This window comes from Thiorhodococcus fuscus (assembly GCF_042682685.1).
GTDB lineage: Bacteria > Pseudomonadota > Gammaproteobacteria > Chromatiales > Chromatiaceae > Imhoffiella > Imhoffiella fuscus.
In genome coordinates this window covers 21935-38443 of the sequence record NZ_JBHUHX010000051.1, presented here as the reverse complement: position 1 = coordinate 38443, position 16509 = coordinate 21935, and the positions used below count along the sequence as shown (strand labels likewise).

Annotated in this window: 14 protein-coding genes; 1 reads left to right on the top strand and 13 read right to left on the bottom strand. The window is 63.1% G+C overall.

The annotated features are described in order from the left end of the window. Nucleotides 1-88: 88 nt before the first annotated feature. The 13 genes from pstB to ACFSJC_RS16365 form a co-directional block, all read right to left on the bottom strand. Complete coding sequence (gene pstB, locus ACFSJC_RS16425) at nucleotides 89-913, bottom strand: phosphate ABC transporter ATP-binding protein PstB (protein ID WP_386028280.1); 825 nt, start codon at nucleotides 911-913, stop codon at nucleotides 89-91. Nucleotides 914-941: 28 nt separating this feature from the next. Continuing rightward, on the bottom strand, nucleotides 942-1847 hold the full coding sequence (gene pstA / locus ACFSJC_RS16420) for a phosphate ABC transporter permease PstA (RefSeq protein ID WP_386028279.1): 906 nt from the start codon (nucleotides 1845-1847) through the stop codon (nucleotides 942-944). Beyond that, nucleotides 1844-2818: a phosphate ABC transporter permease subunit PstC gene (gene pstC, locus ACFSJC_RS16415; RefSeq protein ID WP_386028278.1), complete on the bottom strand. Its 975-nt coding sequence runs from the start codon at nucleotides 2816-2818 to the stop codon at nucleotides 1844-1846. The genes pstA and pstC overlap by 4 nt, the downstream gene beginning before the upstream one ends. A 123-nt stretch (nucleotides 2819-2941) precedes the next feature. Beyond that, nucleotides 2942-4000: a phosphate ABC transporter substrate-binding protein PstS gene (gene pstS, locus ACFSJC_RS16410; RefSeq protein WP_386028277.1), complete on the bottom strand. Its 1059-nt coding sequence runs from the start codon at nucleotides 3998-4000 to the stop codon at nucleotides 2942-2944. A 171-nt stretch (nucleotides 4001-4171) separates the two neighbouring features. Next, the gene (locus tag ACFSJC_RS16405) at nucleotides 4172-4450 is read right to left on the bottom strand and encodes a hypothetical protein (RefSeq protein WP_386028275.1); all 279 of its coding nucleotides are present in this window, start codon (nucleotides 4448-4450) and stop codon (nucleotides 4172-4174) included. Between the two features lie 219 nt (nucleotides 4451-4669). After that, a complete protein-coding gene (locus ACFSJC_RS16400; RefSeq protein ID WP_386028273.1) occupies nucleotides 4670-5431 on the bottom strand; it encodes an SDR family oxidoreductase in 762 nt (253 codons plus the stop codon). Between the two features lie 132 nt (nucleotides 5432-5563). After that, nucleotides 5564-8659, bottom strand: a complete 3096-nt coding sequence (locus ACFSJC_RS16395) for a serine hydrolase (protein ID WP_386028272.1) — start codon at nucleotides 8657-8659, stop codon at nucleotides 5564-5566. 60 nt (nucleotides 8660-8719) lie between these two features. Then, nucleotides 8720-9811 carry a hypothetical protein gene (locus ACFSJC_RS16390; protein WP_386028270.1) on the bottom strand — a complete coding sequence of 364 codons (1092 nt, stop codon included), beginning with the start codon at nucleotides 9809-9811 and terminating at the stop codon, nucleotides 8720-8722. 249 nt (nucleotides 9812-10060) lie between these two features. After that, complete coding sequence (gene cysZ, locus ACFSJC_RS16385) at nucleotides 10061-11245, bottom strand: sulfate transporter CysZ (RefSeq protein ID WP_386028269.1); 1185 nt, start codon at nucleotides 11243-11245, stop codon at nucleotides 10061-10063. Between the two features lie 270 nt (nucleotides 11246-11515). Continuing rightward, nucleotides 11516-12214 (bottom strand): alpha/beta fold hydrolase, encoded by a 699-nt coding sequence (locus ACFSJC_RS16380; RefSeq protein WP_386028376.1) that lies wholly within the window; start codon nucleotides 12212-12214, stop codon nucleotides 11516-11518. 29 nt (nucleotides 12215-12243) lie between these two features. Beyond that, complete coding sequence (gene folE2 / locus ACFSJC_RS16375) at nucleotides 12244-13098, bottom strand: GTP cyclohydrolase FolE2 (RefSeq protein WP_386028267.1); 855 nt, start codon at nucleotides 13096-13098, stop codon at nucleotides 12244-12246. A 246-nt stretch (nucleotides 13099-13344) separates the two neighbouring features. Beyond that, nucleotides 13345-14238: a (2E,6E)-farnesyl diphosphate synthase gene (ispA, locus tag ACFSJC_RS16370; RefSeq protein WP_386028265.1), complete on the bottom strand. Its 894-nt coding sequence runs from the start codon at nucleotides 14236-14238 to the stop codon at nucleotides 13345-13347. Further along, entirely contained in the window at nucleotides 14231-14473 is a 243-nt protein-coding gene (locus ACFSJC_RS16365; protein ID WP_386028263.1) for an exodeoxyribonuclease VII small subunit, read from the bottom strand. The genes ispA and ACFSJC_RS16365 overlap by 8 nt, the downstream gene beginning before the upstream one ends. A gap of 135 nt (nucleotides 14474-14608) precedes the next feature. On the opposite strand from ACFSJC_RS16365, the gene parE reads away from it, so the two are divergent. Beyond that, nucleotides 14609-16495 (top strand): DNA topoisomerase IV subunit B, encoded by a 1887-nt coding sequence (gene parE / locus ACFSJC_RS16360; protein ID WP_386028261.1) that lies wholly within the window; start codon nucleotides 14609-14611, stop codon nucleotides 16493-16495. Nucleotides 16496-16509 lie beyond the last annotated feature (14 nt).

Sequence of the window (16509 nt, the reverse complement as noted above, 5' to 3'; positions counted from 1 at the left end):
CCGGAGGCGTTCACCTGGAATGCCTCCGGTTGCCCATATCCTCTTCGCTTCCGTTGCGGAGCATGCGGCCAGGGTGAATGGCTCGCTGTCAGCTGAACTCGCCGGAGATGTATTCCTTGGTCAGTCGCTCGCGCGGATCCTCAAAGATCTGGCGTGTGGGGCCCATCTCGACCAGATAGCCGGTGCGCCCGCCCTGCGAGATGTCGACCGAGAAGAAGGCCGTCGTGTCGGCCACGCGGGTCGCCTGCTGCATGTTGTGGGTGACCATGGCGAGCGTGTAGTGCTCCTTGAGTTCCAGCATCAGTTCCTCGACCTGGCGTGTCGCGATCGGGTCCAGGGCGGAGCAGGGCTCGTCCAGCAGCAGCACATCGGGCTCGGTGGCGATGGCGCGTGCGATGCAGAGTCGCTGCTGCTGACCGCCGGAGAGCGAGAGACCGCTGTTCTTGAGCTTGTCCTTGACCTCGTTCCAGAGCGCCGCGCTGCGTAGCGCCTTCTCCACCCGCTCCTCGACGTCCCCTTTGAAGCGATTCAGGCGCAGTCCGAAGGCCACGTTGTCGTAGATGCTCATCGAGAAGGGGTTGGGCTGCTGGAACACCATGCCGATGTAGCGGCGTACCACGACGGGATCGACCTTCTTGGCGTAGATGTCCTGACCGTGATACATGACGTTGCCCTTGAACCGGAAGACCTGAATCAGGTCGTTCATGCGGTTGAGGCTGCGTAGCACGGTGGATTTTCCGCAGCCCGATGGGCCGATGAAACCGGTGATCTTGCGCTTTTCGATGGGGACGATGCTGTCGCGCACTGCAAGAAAATCACCGTAGAAGATCTTGTCGACTTTGCAATCGATTACGACGTCTCCGCTCGCCTGGAAAGGTTCGGCGACGAACAACGCCTCAGCTGTTGCGTTCATGTCTTAAATACCTATGTTGCGAGCTGCTTCAGTACTTCGAGCGACCGAGGAGGCGCGCCAGGATGTTGAACATCAGCACGATCAGAACCAGGGCCAGGGAAGCGGTCCAGGCCAGCTCGATCTGATTCTGGAACGGCATGCCCGAGAAGTTGTAGATGAGGATCGAGAGCGAGGCGGTCGGCTCGTTCAGCTCCGAGATGTAGTAATTGCTGAAGAGCGCGGTGAAGAGCAGCGGCGCCGATTCGCCCGCCGCCCCGGCGATGGCCAGCATCACGCCGGTCAGGATTCCGGTCAGTCCGGTTGGCAGCACCACCTTGAGGATGACCTGGGTACGGGTGCAGCCCATTCCGTAGGCGGCGTCCTTCATGCGTTGCGGAACCTGAGACATGGCCTCCTCGGCGGCCAGCACCACGGTGGGGAGCATGAGCACCGCCAGGGCGATGCCGCCCGCCATGGCCGAATAGCCGAAGTGGATGACGACGACCGCATAGACGAAGACGCCCGCGAGAATGGACGGGAAGCCGGTCAGGACCTTGGCCAGAAAGCGGGCGTTGGTCGAGATTCGGCTGCTCGGTTCGAGCACGCCGAGATAGATGGCGGCGAGGATGCCGATCGGGATGCTGATGAGTGCGCCGATGCCCACCATGACCAGGGTGCCGACGAGCGCTGGCCCGATGCCGCCGCCCATTTCGAAGCCTGCCGGAGGCAGTCCGGTCAGTACCTCGCCGATCGAGGAGCTGAAGAGTCGGCTGCCACCCTTGAATACCAGCATGTAGATGACGGAAATGAGCGGGATGGCCGCGAGTCCGGCGGCGATCCATGTGAGCCAGGTCAAGAGGCCGCTCTTGAGGGCCCGGATCTCGAAGGTTTGATGTTCGAGCCGAGGCAGGCGAGGGGCCTCGATCGCGCGGGAGGTGAGATCGATGTCGCTCATTTCTTGCCCTCGAACTTACGCAGGGTGTATTGCTGAATGCCCAGTCCGAGTACGTTGACCAGGAAGGTGATCGCCAGCAGGACCATGGCGGCGTACATGAGTGCGTGCACCTCGACCTGTCCGGCCTCGGGGAAATTGGAGGCCAGGAGCGAGGCGAGCGTGTTGGCCGGCGAGAAGAGCGAGAGGCTGATCTGATTGGCGTTGCCGATCAGCATGGCGAGTGCCATGGTCTCTCCGAGGGCGCGGCCGAAGCCCAGAACCAGGGCGGCCAGCAGGCCGGAGGAGGCGGTCGGCAGCATGACCTTGAGGATGGCCTCCCAGCGCGTAGTTCCCATGCCGTAGGCCGCTTCCTTGACCTTGTAGGGGATGCGGCGCAGCGCATCCACCGAGATGGCGGCGACCGTGGGCAGGATCATGATGGCCAGGACCAGAGCAGCGGGCGCCATCCCGGGCCCGGACAGATCGCTGCCGAACAGCGGGATCCAGCCGAACTCGTCATGAAGCCATTCGGCGCCGGGCTTGAGCAGCGGGATGAGGACGTAGATGCCCCAGAGACCGAAGACGACCGAGGGGATGGCCGCGAGCATTTCGATCAGGGTGCGGAAGATGGTTGCGAGCCGGTGGTTGATGAAGTCCTGGGTCAGGAAGATGGCGATGGCGATCCCGAAGAGTCCGCCCAGCAACAGGGCGAGCAGCGAGCTGTAGAGCGTGCCCCAGATCTCGGGCAGGACCCCGAAGGTCCCCTTGTTGACATCCCATTCGGTACCGGTGATGAATCCCAGACCATAGTCGCCGATGGCAGGCATCGCCTTTCCGGCGACCTCCCATAGGATGTAAGCGGTCAGGATGATGATGACGGACGCGGCGCTCAGTGCGATGGCGCGGAAGATCCGGTCGCTGGCGTATTCGAAGGCGCTCGGCGGCCCGGAGATGGGGCTCGCGGACTGGGCGTGTGGAAACGGATTGGCCATGGCGTTCTCTTCAGGGTGCGGTGACTGCTGCGGAAATGGGTGGTGTTCGGTTCCGAGCCCGGCCGCCACCGGGCTCGGGCGAATCCCAGGGCGCGCGCCCTGGGATTCATGTCCCGCCTAGCTTCAGCGGATGAACTCAACCGTGGAGAGGACACGCTCCTGAACGCTCTTGGGGAGCGGGATGTAGCCCATGGAATCGGCGATCTTCTGGCCCTTTTTGACGCCGTATTCGACCATTTCACGCAGCGCGGCGGCCTTCTCGTCGTCCTGATCCTTGTAGAAGAGCATCCAGGTGAAGGTCGCGATCGGATAGGCGTCCTCGCCGGCCGGATCCCAGACCCAGGCGATCAGGTTCGGTACGTCGCTGTTGGGCAGGGTGCCCTCGGGGAACTCGGCGGAGGCCAGTGCGGCCGCGCCAGACTCGGGACCTGCGGCGATGAACTTGCCGGACTTGTTTTCGAGCTTGGCGACCTGCTTCCAGCCGGTCAGCTTGGCGTAACCGTACTCGACGTAGCCGATGGAACCCTCGTTCTGCTGCACCTGAGCCGTGACGCCATCGTTTTTGGGTGCGGCGATGAACTTGCCGGTATTGGGCCAGTTGGGCGCCTTGCCCTGACCGACGCTTTCCTTGAAGGTTTCGTTGATGGCCGAGAGATGCCCGGTGAAGACGAAGGAGGTCCCGGAGGAGTCGGAGCGGGTCACGACGGTGATCGGCTCGTCCGGCAGATCGACGCCCGGGTTGGCCTTGGCGATGGCGGGATCGTTCCACTGGGTGATCGTTCCGGAGAAGATCGCCGGATAGACGTCACGGGGCAGATTGAGCTCATTGACACCCTTGAGGTTGTAAATGATGACGACCTCGCCAGCGGTCATGGGCAGCAGCACGACGCCCTGCTTGACCTGGGCCATGTCCTTGTCGCTCATGGCGGCGTCGGAGGCGGCGAAATCGACGGTGCCGTTGATCAGGTCCTGAATGCCGGCGCCGCTACCCTTGGACTGATAGTCGATACGGATGTCCTTGTGCTCGGCGCTGAAGTCCTTGAACCACTTGGAGTAGATGGGGAAGGGAAAGCTTGCGCCAGAACCGTTCAGCTTGACCTCGGCGTGGGCGGCGACGGAAACCGCGCACAGGGAGACCAGCCCGGCGGCGAGCGCCGACTTGATATAGGAAGGTGTTTTCATGACAGAACCCCAGGGGATGATTGACGGCCGGGGCGAATGCCCAATCGGCCTGCGTGGAAAGCCGCTTAATTTTCCCGCTGGACTGCGAACGCTATGATGACGTTTTCAAGAACGTTTGATGACGACGAGGGCATCTTGCCATCGTCTAAAGTCTTGGGGTTAGTGCACGGATCAGGCGATCAAATCCTCTAGATGACCTGTGTCCGTGTCGCTGCGCTTCGACTTGCCGTGATTGGCCTCGATCAGACGACGGAAGCGTTCGGGATCCTCGTTCAGCATCCGCACATAGTCCTCGACCAGCCCCTGCCAGCCGCGTCGGTCGTGCTCCTTGAGTTCGAGCAGGGCGATCATGAGGAGTTTGGATGCCGCCCGGACCTCGCGGTCTTTGCCCTCTCCGTACCAGGCGACCAGTTCCTCGTAGAGCGCTTCGACCTTTTCGAGCGGTGTCATGATGGCCTCGTGGGCCTGCTGGGCAGGCATGGTGAATGGGCTGATTCGCTCGGGTCGCCACCGTCGTTTCGGTGGCCGGCCGGATCGGGGATAGACTCCTACGCGTCGACCGGCTCCCGTCCCGAGCCGACACATCCTAGTGCCGGATTGTTGCTCTCGGATGACGTTCGTCGACGCCGTGCCTGCGGGCGAGTGGCTCGCCCGCAGGCACGCCTTCGATCAGGGATAGTCCTGGCGGGTGGGGCGAACCACGATGTCGCTGATATGGACGTGCGGCGGCTGGGTGACGATGTGATGGATGGCGTTGGCGATGTCCTCGCCGAACAGCAGCGGGCCGAACTTCTCGTCGAACTCACGCACCAGATCGTCGCTGTAGCCCGCCACCGCCTGGAATCCGCTGACTACGATTCCCGGTTCGACCAGCGAGACGCGCACCCCCTTGGGGCCGACCTCGCGCCTCAGTCCCTCGACGAGTGCGTGGACGGCGAACTTGGTTGAGCCATAGACGGCGCTGAAGGGGGAGATGTGGCGTCCGACGACCGAGCCGATGACCACGATGTCGGCGGCCTTCTTCGGATAGGTGTCCTGTTGGGCGGCGACCATGTGTCGCCCTGCGGCCTGCATCAGACGCAGTGCGCCGCCGATGTTGATGCGCATGACCTCCTCGAAGGCGTCCGCATCGGCACCGGTCACCGTGCCGCCCAGACCGCGTCCGGCATTGACGACCACGATGTCGGCGGGGCGACCGAATCGACTTTCTGCGGTCTCCAGCATCTGCTGGATCACATCGGCGTCGCTGGCATCGCCCGCGACGCCGACGAAGGATGCGCCGAGTTCGCTCTCCAGGGCGCTCAGCTTTTCGGCGGTGCGACCGTTGCCGACGACAGCGAAGCCGGCGGTGACGAAGGTTCGGGCTGTCGCCTCGCCGATCCCGGAGGTGGCGCCGGTGACGATGGCGATACGTTCGGGGTGTGATGACATCGTTGATGCTCCCATCGTGTGGAGGGTTGGAGTGAAGTGGTTTCGTGTCCGCAGACATCTCGGTTAAGAGAGCATTTTTTCAACGAGGTTCACCGATCGACTTATTCCAGCACCGTTGCGCCTCGAACGCCTTCAGAAGGCGAAATCGACGCCTGATGTGAAACCGACATTGGAGTAGTCGTCGCCGGCGCTGACATATAGAGCGGCTTTGAGCATCGCGTTTTTGGTCAGTGCGTAGGAGAGACCCGCCGTCATTCTGACCTCTGGGCCATCCGCCGAGCGGCCCTCCAATGTGCCGTGGCTACCGTCGCCGTACGTGTAGGCGATGTCGGAGTTGTCGAGATCCAGGTGTTGGAACAGGTCCAGGCTGAGCGAGGGCGCCACGCGCTTGAGCGTGGGTGTAACGGACGCCGTTGCGCCGATGCCGAGGCGCAGCCGCTCGTAAGTGCGTCCGCCAAACCGTGCCGGAATGCCTTGTCCGCTGGTCTCGGTGAATGCGGCCTCGCTGCCGCGCATGTAGGTCAGATTGGCGAGCCAGTTCCAGTTCCAGCCCCGGACGACCCTGGTGCGCGAGACTTCCATTCCCAGGATCCAGCGCTCGTGATCGGTCTCTCCCGTTGCCGTCGCGCCTCCCAGATCCCGCTGATAGTCGATATCGCCGAAGCCATAGGTGATGCCCAGACCGAGGTCGACGAGATCCAGGTCGAGCTCGGCCGTGATGCCGATCATGGTCGCGTCAAGCTGTTGCTCCCGGTGCGTCTCATCGATTTTGGCCTTTTCGGAGGTCTTGGCCAGCGAGAGTGCCCAAACTCCCCGGTTTCCGATTGAACCACTGAGGCCGGCCAACATACCGCCGATGCGGATGTCATAGCCGGATACGCCATCCGCGTCGTCGAATGAGAACTCGTCTCCGAGCGCCGAGACGACGAATCCTGACAGCCGGTCCTGTGGTACGATGGAGGTCGTCCGTGCGAACTCCAAGATGCTGTCCATGACGGCCAGTGAGCTTCGGTACGCCGTTTCGGCGGCCCCGTCGAAGATGGCGGGGCTAGTGCTCGTCAGCGTCACTGCGCTGGATGAACTCAGCACATCCAGGGCGGTACGACCGGAGTCGAGTAGCATCCCGTCGGGATCCTCAACCCTGGCGAAGCGACCGCTAACACCGTTGGCTGCCGTGAGGATGGGCAGCTGCACGTCTCCCTGGGGCGCCGTCCCCTTCAATCGCAGCGTTCCATTGCCGAGGATCGCCACGCCAGTGTCTGCGACCGGGTAGTTCTCGATGGTTGCGGTTTGCCCGACGACCGACAAGAGATCCGCGCGGCTCGAAGCACGATCGACGTCGATCTCGAGGACCCCATCGGCGGCCTCGTAGCGCGTGACGGTCAGCGTTCCGAGCGTGGCGCGGTCACCAGGGGTTATGGTGCCGGAACCGGAGACGCGTCCGTCGATGCGTCCGTTGCCGGACAGACGCGAGGCCGCTCCCGTGGAGACATCTCCCGTGAGGATCCCGTTGACCGTGAGTCGGTCGGATCCCTGGGTGATGTCGATGCCGCCGCTCACGCGGCCTGTGGGGCCGATGCCGATCGTATCGTTCGATGGGGCGCTGGCGTCGATCGCGATCGTATTGGCCCCGATGGTCTCGATCTCGCCATCGACCTGTACGCTGTTTTCGGTGCCTTCGAGCCGGATCAGGGTCAGATCGTTGCCATAACCTTTCAGAATCCCTTGATCTTCGATCCTGATCGAGCCATTGGTCATGCGTGTGGCCGTCGTGTCTTGGCCGTAGAAGACATAGGTGGGCACGGGCGCGTCGAAGCCGATTTCAGGACTCACCCAGCGGTATCCCGAAGGTCGGACCGTGAAAGCAGTCGTCATGTCGCGCAGCTGATCGGCAACCGTGGTGCCCCGACAGACCGTGCCGCTGTCCGAGGTCGAGCAACCGTTCGGATCCATCACAAAGGCATCGAAGATGGCGACCGTCTCCTGCAGATCGTAGAAGTAATCGTTGATGTCGGCAGGCGTGTACTGACGCTCGCCCGGCAAGCTCAGGAAGGTGTTGAGATCCGATACGATGAAGAGGTCGTCCGCCGTGGTGCTGGGGTCACCGGGGAAATGGAACATCAGGGTCTGATAGCCGCTCAGCTCGCCACCGTGGCCCAGCATGAAGACGCCGGTCTCGGTACTGTGCTGGCCATAGATCGCAAAGCCGTAGCCGCCTGCGATGATGCCGACCTCGCCGTTCATGATGTCTGTGTTCCGCAGGCGCTCTGCAAAGACTGCCGGGTCCAGGGTGCCATTGCGGTTCGTTGTCAGCTCGATGAGCCAATCCAGTTGATCGTGAATATTCGAGATCATGGCGCCGGCCGAGTTGGGCACCGAGGGTGTCGTGAAGGTGAAATCCGTCAGCTCGCCGTATGCATTCCATGTTCCGTTCGTGTGCTGGTCGGACCCCCATTCGGTGCCCGTGGGATAGAGCGTATTGGTCAGGCCCAGTGGCTCGACCACGCGCTCGGTGATCAGCTCGGCGATGGTCCTGCAGTGTCCTGTCTCGCAGCTGGCGGCCTCGGCGATGATCCCCGCCAGCGTGAAGTTGGTGTTGGAGTACTGGAAGGTGCTTTGATCTCCTGGCGTCATCGTCGATCCTTCGGCGAGAGCCGCCGCGATCAATTGAGCGCGCGCCAAGTCATAGTCGCCATTCTTGGCATTCCATGTATCCAGGATGGTCGCGCCAGGATGATTCGGGTCGTCGCCTGACAGATATTCCGCGATGCCAGTGCGCATCGAGATGAGGTCGCGAACGGTGAAGGTTTCGCGCTGCTGCTGACTCATGACGCTTAGGGCCTGTGTTGCAGCAGGCTGGCGCACATACCATTCCTGTAGCGTGTCGTCCAGGCCGATCACACCCTCTCCGACGAATTGGAGCACCACGGTTCCGGTGTAGGTCTTGGTCTGACTCCCGATGTGGAAGCGGTCGTCAACCGTCAAGGCTCGTCCGCCTTCAGAGGCCGTGGCTGGACCTGTCGTCCCTGTCGCATGGGTCCAGCGGCCCCCGTTCCCGAACTCCATCCCTGAGACCACCCCGTAGAAACCATGCTGTCCGACGAGCGCGTCTTGCGTGATGTCCAGGTAGCGGGAGAGCGCTTCGACGTCCTGGGCTTCAGCTCCGCCGCACATCGCCAGTGTCAAGGCTGTCGCGAGTGCTGTCCGTGTGTCATGAGTGCCGTTCATAGTGAATGTACTCTCTCGCAGTGGTGGAGATTGGCCGTCGGCTGTGAGTGCTGCGAACCGTCAACCGTATTTGGGCAAGCGCAATGGAATGATGAGGTCAAATGAGAGGTAGCCTTCGGGCTTTCCGGCGGTTGATACAACGGATAGCCCGGTTTGCAGCTTGAATCCGCTGTGCCAATCATAGTCAACGCCAATGGATATCAGCGATGTGTTGCTGCTATGTGATAGCCGGCGATAGGCATAGGTCAGGGAGAAAGTGAGTTGCTTGTACTTATAGGCGGTATTCAGCGCCGTGTATTCGGCGTTTTGGGTCGTTCCTTGATAGCCGTCGAAGGCGGCAACCTCGGCATAGAGCGACCAAGTGTCGCCGATTTGCCGCAATAGGCTGGCGACTCCTCCGAGTTCATCATCTTCGGATGTGCTCACCCCCGGAAGATAGCGCGCGCCGAGTGAAAGACGTCCCTTGTGAATCGTATGGTTCCACTCCAGCGCGACATTGTTCAGGTGGCCATCGGGATAGGAGCCGACAGCATCGAAGGATGCATTCTTGCCCAGCTTGCAGACCGCATCGGCGGGCAAGATATTGTCTGCGGACGAGAACAGAGAGACGGTCAATGAGCCGTTCTCGGTCTTGCGCGCTAGAGAGGCGCCAAGGCAGTCCGTGAGTTCATAGTCTTCGGCGAGGTAGGCGGCTGCGACCCCCTTCGCCAGGGACCAGCTGTTTCCGAAGGCGGGTGCGAATTTGCCGATGCGTAACCTGTTGTCAGCCCGATTGAACTCGGCGTAGAGCTTGTAAACGGCATGACTTGGCGCGCCGAGCTGACCTCTGGCGGAGGTCTCGGTGTAGTCGATCTCATTGCCGTAGAGTACATAAAGCTGCGTGCGGTTGGAAAAATACCACTGACCCAGAATGAACAGTTCGATATCGCCGTCGTTCGTGGCCGCTTGGTTGAGGGCCAAATCGAGTTCGCTCTCAACGGATACCGCCCAGTCGAAGCCATGCCGCTCCTGTGCGTCTGTGGCGCAGAGCCCCGAAGGTGACGCGAGGGTGAGTAATGCGAGAATGGCGGGTCGTGCCGCGTCGTGACAATGGTTGAGGCGCTTCCTGTCGGGGGCTGTCCAGGATGCGCTCAGAGGCTGATCGACAGTCATCGCAGCGACATCCGGTGATATTGACAGGGGTACGACCTTCTTTGGGGAAAGGACCAAATGCCCGATGGGACAGTGGTTTCAGCCGTAATGCGGGGCGCTTTCCGTTTTTAAAGGTAGGCCAATCGAAGCAAGTCTCGGATTCCGTTCACGTTGACTGTAGATCACGCCGGCGATCGCTGCCAGCCGGGGACGTGGCGAAGTGCCGTCGCCTGGGTTTCGCTGCGCTTCACCCAGGCGACGGGCGGGGCGTCAGGCGGTGAGGATACGCTTGGCCTCGTTGACCTTGGCGGCGAGGTAGTCCGAGCCGCCGCGGTCCGGGTGGATCCGCTGGATGAGTCGACGGTGCGCGGTCTGGATCGCTTCCGGTCCAGCGTCGCGCTCGATGCCGAGGATGGCGCGTGCCTCGCTCTCTGTCATTGGGGCCGATCCCGGCTGGGGCGCGGCCTCTGGGCGGTGACGCGGCGGTGGTTCTTGGACCTGATGTCCGCGCGCGCGGGTCAGGTAGACCTCAAGCGCCTCGGCCGATTCGGCATCCGTGCGATAGCAGGTGGTCAGCAGATCCAGCAGTTGCTCGGTCGGAATCTGTTCTAGCGACTGTCCGCGCAGCGGGCCAAGCAGGATCTCGCCGCTCATGGCGCCCGAGAGATGGTCGATCGCCAGCAGCACGTAGCGGGTCGCAACCCGCGATTGGTTGGGTCCCTGGTAGTTGCTGGCGCTACGGAATTCACGCACCCACATGGCCGTGGCTCCGGCGACCGCGCTCGGCATCATGATGAAGTTGAGCACGGGGATCATGCCGAGTCCCGCAGCGGTTGCGCCGAAGCTCAGGCTCATCGTGCGGCGGCTGCGGAGCTTCTGGCGTATCTCGGCGAATTTGAGTCCGTGATTGCCCATCGGGTAGTCGGAATATTCGACCGCCAGCATCCAGGCCGTATAGAGGAACCAGATCGCCGGACCCACGATCGGGACGAACAGCAGCATCAGGAAGGGGATGGCCCAGAGCAGTGCGTAGAGGATCTTGCGCAGCTCGTCGAACAGGGTCGGTACCAGCTCCGCCAGCAGTCGGCGGAAATCGCCTTCCTGCTCGATCGGGCGCCCGGTCAGCAGGAGCTCGACCTTTTCGGCCAATAGGCTGTTGAAGGGCGAGGCGACGAGGTTGGCGATCATGCCGAAGGTGTAGAAGACCACCACCAGCAGCAGCACGATGAAGATGGGCCAGAGGATCCAGTCCAGCCAGCCGAGCCATTCGGGGACGTGCGACTGCAGGGTCGCCATGAGCCCCTCGAACTGGGTGACACCGAAATAGATGCCGCCCGTGAAGATGAGGACGTTGATCAGCAGTGGGATGAGCACGAATCGCCTGATACCTGGGCGTGCGATGAGTCGCATGCCCTGCAGCAGGTATCCGGCACCAGAAACGGGATTGGTGACCATAGAAGACTCTGAATGATTGTCGATGATGACTCAGCGCGCGCCCTGGATCGGGCGGCGCGACGTTCCGGCGCTCGGTCGGGTACCGGGCGGCGCGGGCGATAGGTTCGCGAGCGAGCTGAATCCTTAGCTGATGAGGCACGACGGGGAAAACGGCTGGACCCGCTTTGAATGGGGTCCAGTATACCCGTCGAATCCCGGCAAATCAGGAGCGTTCTGACACAGCGGTGCGCGGGCGCCGCGCTGGAGCGACGCGGTGCGGATCGCCCGAGATCAATCGGACAACAACTGGGCGAGCGCGTTCGGTGCTTCCAGGAGCGGATTGTGCCCCACGCCCTCGATCAGGTGGACCCGAGTCGCCGGGCGACGCTCGGCGACCTGGCGCGCGATCTGGATGAACTTGCGGTCCTCGCCTCCGACGATCCAGGTCAGATCCCCTGGATAGCGATCGAGGTCGTCCCAGGTGCTGGGCATCTCGGCGAGACCGAGGCAGGCGAGACAGCGGGCCAGTCCTCCCGGGCGATGGCTGAGGCGGATCCGGCGCTGGCGTTCGAGGATTGCCGGCGATAGGGCCTGCTGGGTGGCGAACAACGCTTGACGCTCCCAGGCGCGCACGAATGCCTCGATTCCCTGGGTGTGCAGGAGCTGGATCCAACCCAAATCGGTCGCGCGACGCTGTTGGCGCAGCTCCTGATCCGTCAGTCCCGGATGCGCCGAGATGATGGTGGCGGCGCGAAAGCGTTCGGGTGCGGCCTGGAGCAACCCGAGCGCGATTCGCCCGCCCATCGAGTAGCCGATCAGTGAGTCGATGCTGGCCGGAAGCCTGTCCAGCAGCATGGCGATCTCCTCGGCGAAGGTGCCGAGAGGAGCGGGCTCGTGCCCATGGCCTGGCAGGTCGATCGCGACCCTCGATGCATCCTCGGGGAGGCAGGCGGCCCAGTCGGCCGCGCAGCCGGTGAATCCATGGAGCAGCAGGGTGCGCGATGCCGTGGAGTCGGAGGTCAGAGCGATGCCTCGGCCATGCGGGCCTCGGCTTGCTTGTCCCTTTCGATCAGGGCGTAGGCCGAATGGTTGTGGATGGACTCGAAATTTTCCGCTTCCACCACATAGGAGAGGATGCGGTCGTCCTGGTTGAGCCGCTTGGCGACGTCGCGCACCAAGTCCTCGACGAACTTCGGATTGTCGTAGGCGTGCTCGGTGACGTATTTCTCGTCCGGGCGCTTGAGCAGACCGAAGAGTTCCGAGGATGCCTCGTGTTCGATCAGCTCGATCAGTTCCTCCAGCCACATGAGCCCCTGCATGCGCACCTGCACCGTGACGTGCGAGCGTTGGTTGTGCGCGCCGTAGGCGGAGATTTCTTTCGAGCAGGGGCAGAGGCTGGTCACGGGCACCACCACCTTGATCTCCAGTCGCGGTTCGCCGTGACGGATCTCGCCGATGAAGGTGACGTCGTAATCGAGCAGACTCTGCACCCCGGAGACGGGCGCCTTCTTGCTGATGAAGAAGGGGAAGCGCATCTCGATGTGGCCGGCCTCGGATTCCAGCCGATGCGACATCTCGGTGAGCATCTCCTTGAAGGACGAGACGCTGATGTCGCGCTCGTGGTTGTTGAGCACCTGCACGAAGCGGGACATGTGCGTCCCTTTGAAATCGTGCGGGAGATAGACGTACATATTGAAGGTGGCGACCGTGTGCTGCTCGCTGCCGCCACGCTCGCGCACCCGTACTGGGTGGCGGATATCCTTGATGCCCACCTTGTCGATGGCGATGCGGCGGGTGTCGGCGCTCCCCTGAACGTCGGCAATATCGGTCGCTGTGCGCGCGGCGCAGCAATTGGGTTCGAGCGCTTGCTCCATGGGTCAACTTCCTCGACGGATCTGCACGGCCTGATGCCGGACGATTTGGGTTCTATTAGACCGAAAACAAAGCGAGAGTTGCTCCCGCCGGTCGTGCGATGCGGTGTGCGTTCAGGTGGATTCGGTTCGATCCATCCCTGTCGGTCGGACTCGAAACGGACGGGCTGCAAACCTGGGTATCCAGTGCATCCTGTCCGAATCGAGTCTTCTGGACGTGATGTCGATGTTCCGGTGGGGCTCGGCGCCTCAGCTCTTGCGTCCCAGCAGACCGCTGGCGATCCAGCGTAGCGGGTCGGCTTCGGCCGGGAATATCTCGATGGCCGAGAGTGCCTCGGCGATGAGATTGGCCGCCATCTCCTTCGCCTCGGTCAGTCCCACCAGGGAGGGATAGGTCGCCTTGTTGAGCGCCTGATCGCGGCCTGCGGTCTTGCCGATCTCGGCCGTGTCGCCCTCGACATCGAGTACGTCGTCCTGGATCTGGAAGGCCAGACCGAGACATTTTGCATAGCGATCCAGGCGTTCGGTGTGGTCCGGGTCGAGTGTGCCGTGGCTCAGCATGCCCATCTGGACCGAGGCGCGGATCAGCGCGCCTGTCTTGTGGATGTGAATATGTTCGAGCATGGCGACGTCGAGCGGCTTGCCTTCGGCCGCCAGGTCCATCGCCTGTCCTCCGACCATGCCGCGCGCGCCGCTGGCGCGTGCGAGCGCCTCGACCATGGCGATGCGATGCTCGGCGGCGATTCCGGGGGCCTCGGCCAGCGCCTGGAAGGCCAGGGTCTGGAGCGCGTCGCCGGCGAGGATGGCGGTCGCCTCGTCGTAGGCCTTGTGGCAGGTCGGGCGACCGCGTCGCAGATCGTCGTCGTCCATCGCCGGCAGATCGTCGTGGATCAGCGAATAGGCGTGGATCAGCTCCACGGCGCAGGCCGGGCGGTCGAGCAGGCCCGGCTCGATGCCGAGCGCGGCGCCCGCCGCATAGGTCAGCAGCGGACGCAGCCGCTTGCCGTTGGAGAGCGCCGAGTAGCGCATGGCCTCGTGCAGCCGCGCGGGCTCGACGCTCACGGGAGGCAGCAATTCATCGAGTGTCGTGTCGACGCGCGCTTGACAGCGCGCGCGAAAGGCGTCCAGGTTCTGATCAGTCATGGATGTCGAAAGGCTCTGGCTCGGCGCTGGGCCGTGCGTCGGTAAGGATTCGCACCCGCTGCTCGGCCGCTTCGAGCGACTGTTGACAGCGTCGGGTGAGACCAATCCCGCGCTCGAAGGCCGCCAGCGAGTCCTCAAGGGTCATCTCGCCTTTCTCTAGTGCGTCGATGAGTCCTTCCAGTTCGGTGAGGGCTTGCTCGAAGGTCGGCTCGGGCGGATTGGTTGTTTTCTTCATGGGGTTTGAATCTGAGTTTCCAGGTACGGTACCGTAGGTCCTTTTGGCGGTCAAACCAGCCTCGGTCGAACCAGGGCCTCTGGGTTGGCCATTCTCCCTCATCCAAGTCCCTCCTTAGGAAGATCACGCAGCGCCATGACCGGCAATTACGACGCTTCAGCCATCGAGGTCCTCATGGGTCTCGACCCAGTGCGCAAACGCCCTGGGATGTACACGGACACCAGTCGTCCAAACCACCTGGCCCAAGAGGTCATCGACAACAGCGTCGACGAGGCGCTGGCCGGTCATGCGCGGGCGATCGCCGTGGTGCTCCATGCCGACGGCTCGCTGGAGGTCGCCGACGACGGTCGTGGCATGCCGGTCGACATCCATCCTCAGCAAGGGTTGCCGGGCGTCGAGGTGATCCTCACCAAGCTCCATGCCGGCGGCAAGTTCAGCAACGACAACTATCGTTTCTCCGGCGGTCTGCACGGCGTGGGCGTCTCGGTGGTGAACGCGCTCTCGGGCCGTCTGGAGGTGTGGGTCAAGCGCGGCGGGTATGAGTACCAGATGGCCTTCGAGCATGGCAACAAGGTGAGCGATCTGGTCCAGATCGGCTCGGTCGGGCGCGGCAACACGGGGACCCGGTTGCGCTTCTGGCCCGATCCCAAGTATTTCGACAGCCCCAAGTTCGCCACCCGGCCGCTGACCCATCTGTTGCGGGCCAAGGCGGTGCTCTGTCCGGGGCTGGAGGTGCGTTTTCGCGACGAGATCGCGGCGGACGAGCAGGTCTGGTGCTATCGCGAGGGGCTCAAGGACTATCTGGTTCAGGAACTGAAGGGCGCCGAGACCATCCCTCCCGAGCCCTTCGTCGGCGATCTGGAAGGCCGCACCGAGGCGGTCAACTGGGCCGTCGCCTGGCTGCCCGAGGGCGGCGAGCCGGTGGCCGAGAGCTATGTCAATCTGATCCCGACCGTGCAGGGCGGCACCCATGTCAACGGGCTGCGCAGCGGTCTGACCGAGGCGGTGCGCGAGTTCTGCGAGTTCCGCAACCTGTTGCCGCGCGGGGTCAAGCTGGCGCCGGAGGACATCTGGAACAAGCTCAGCTACATCCTCTCGGTCAAGCTGCTCGATCCTCAGTTCTCGGGCCAGACCAAGGAGCGTCTGTCCTCGCGCGAGTGTGCCGCCTTCGTCTCAGGCGTGGTCAAGGACTCCTTCAGTCTCTGGCTCAACCAGCATGTCGCCGAGGGCGAGCGTATCGCCGAGCTGGCGATCGGTGCCGCCCAGGCCCGTCTGCGCGCCGGGCGCACCGTCACCCGCAAGAAGGTCACCCAGGGGCCGGCACTGCCGGGCAAGCTCGCCGATTGCACCGCGACCGACCCCGAACGGGGCGAGCTGTTCCTGGTCGAGGGCGACTCGGCCGGTGGTTCGGCCAAGCAGGCGCGCGACCGCGAGTTCCAGGCCATCCTGCCGCTGCGCGGCAAGATCCTCAACACCTGGGAGGTCGATCCGGCCGAGGTGCTGGGCTCGCAGGAGGTTCACGACATCGCCGTCGCCATCGGGGTCGATCCCGGCACAGACGATCTCGCCCGGCTGCGGTTCGGCAAGATCTGCATCCTGGCCGATGCCGATTCGGACGGCGCCCACATCGCGACCTTGCTGTGTGCGCTCTTCCTCAAGCATTTCCGGAGACTGGTGGCCGAGGGGCACGTTTATGTCGCCATGCCGCCGCTGTATCGGATCGATGTCGGCAAGCAGGTCTTCTATGCCCTGGACGACGGTGAGAAGCGGGGGATCCTCGATCGTATCGCCGCCGAGAAGATCAAGGGCAAGGTCAATGTCCAGCGCTTCAAGGGGTTGGGCGAGATGAACCCGGCACAGTTGCGCGAGACCACCATCCATCCGGACACCCGGCGTCTGGTGCAGCTCACGGTCGATCCGGACGATGAGAGCGAACGTCTGCTCGACATGCTGCTCGCCAAGAAACGGGCCGCAGATCGAAGGGGTTGGCTGCAACAGAAGGGCGATCTGGCCGAGGTGTGATCCCTTCCGGATCA

Coding starts and splice junctions, on each gene's coding strand:
- pstB (WP_386028280.1), bottom strand. CDS start 913: ATGAACGCAACAGCTGAGGCGTTGTTCGTCGCCGAACCTTTCCAGGCG.
- pstA (WP_386028279.1), bottom strand. CDS start 1,847: ATGAGCGACATCGATCTCACCTCCCGCGCGATCGAGGCCCCTCGCCTG.
- pstC (WP_386028278.1), bottom strand. CDS start 2,818: ATGGCCAATCCGTTTCCACACGCCCAGTCCGCGAGCCCCATCTCCGGG.
- pstS (WP_386028277.1), bottom strand. CDS start 4,000: ATGAAAACACCTTCCTATATCAAGTCGGCGCTCGCCGCCGGGCTGGTC.
- ACFSJC_RS16405 (WP_386028275.1), bottom strand. CDS start 4,450: ATGACACCGCTCGAAAAGGTCGAAGCGCTCTACGAGGAACTGGTCGCC.
- ACFSJC_RS16400 (WP_386028273.1), bottom strand. CDS start 5,431: ATGTCATCACACCCCGAACGTATCGCCATCGTCACCGGCGCCACCTCC.
- ACFSJC_RS16395 (WP_386028272.1), bottom strand. CDS start 8,659: ATGAACGGCACTCATGACACACGGACAGCACTCGCGACAGCCTTGACA.
- ACFSJC_RS16390 (WP_386028270.1), bottom strand. CDS start 9,811: ATGACTGTCGATCAGCCTCTGAGCGCATCCTGGACAGCCCCCGACAGG.
- cysZ (WP_386028269.1), bottom strand. CDS start 11,245: ATGGTCACCAATCCCGTTTCTGGTGCCGGATACCTGCTGCAGGGCATG.
- folE2 (WP_386028267.1), bottom strand. CDS start 13,098: ATGGAGCAAGCGCTCGAACCCAATTGCTGCGCCGCGCGCACAGCGACC.
- ispA (WP_386028265.1), bottom strand. CDS start 14,238: ATGACTGATCAGAACCTGGACGCCTTTCGCGCGCGCTGTCAAGCGCGC.
- ACFSJC_RS16365 (WP_386028263.1), bottom strand. CDS start 14,473: ATGAAGAAAACAACCAATCCGCCCGAGCCGACCTTCGAGCAAGCCCTC.
- parE (WP_386028261.1), top strand. CDS start 14,609: ATGACCGGCAATTACGACGCTTCAGCCATCGAGGTCCTCATGGGTCTC.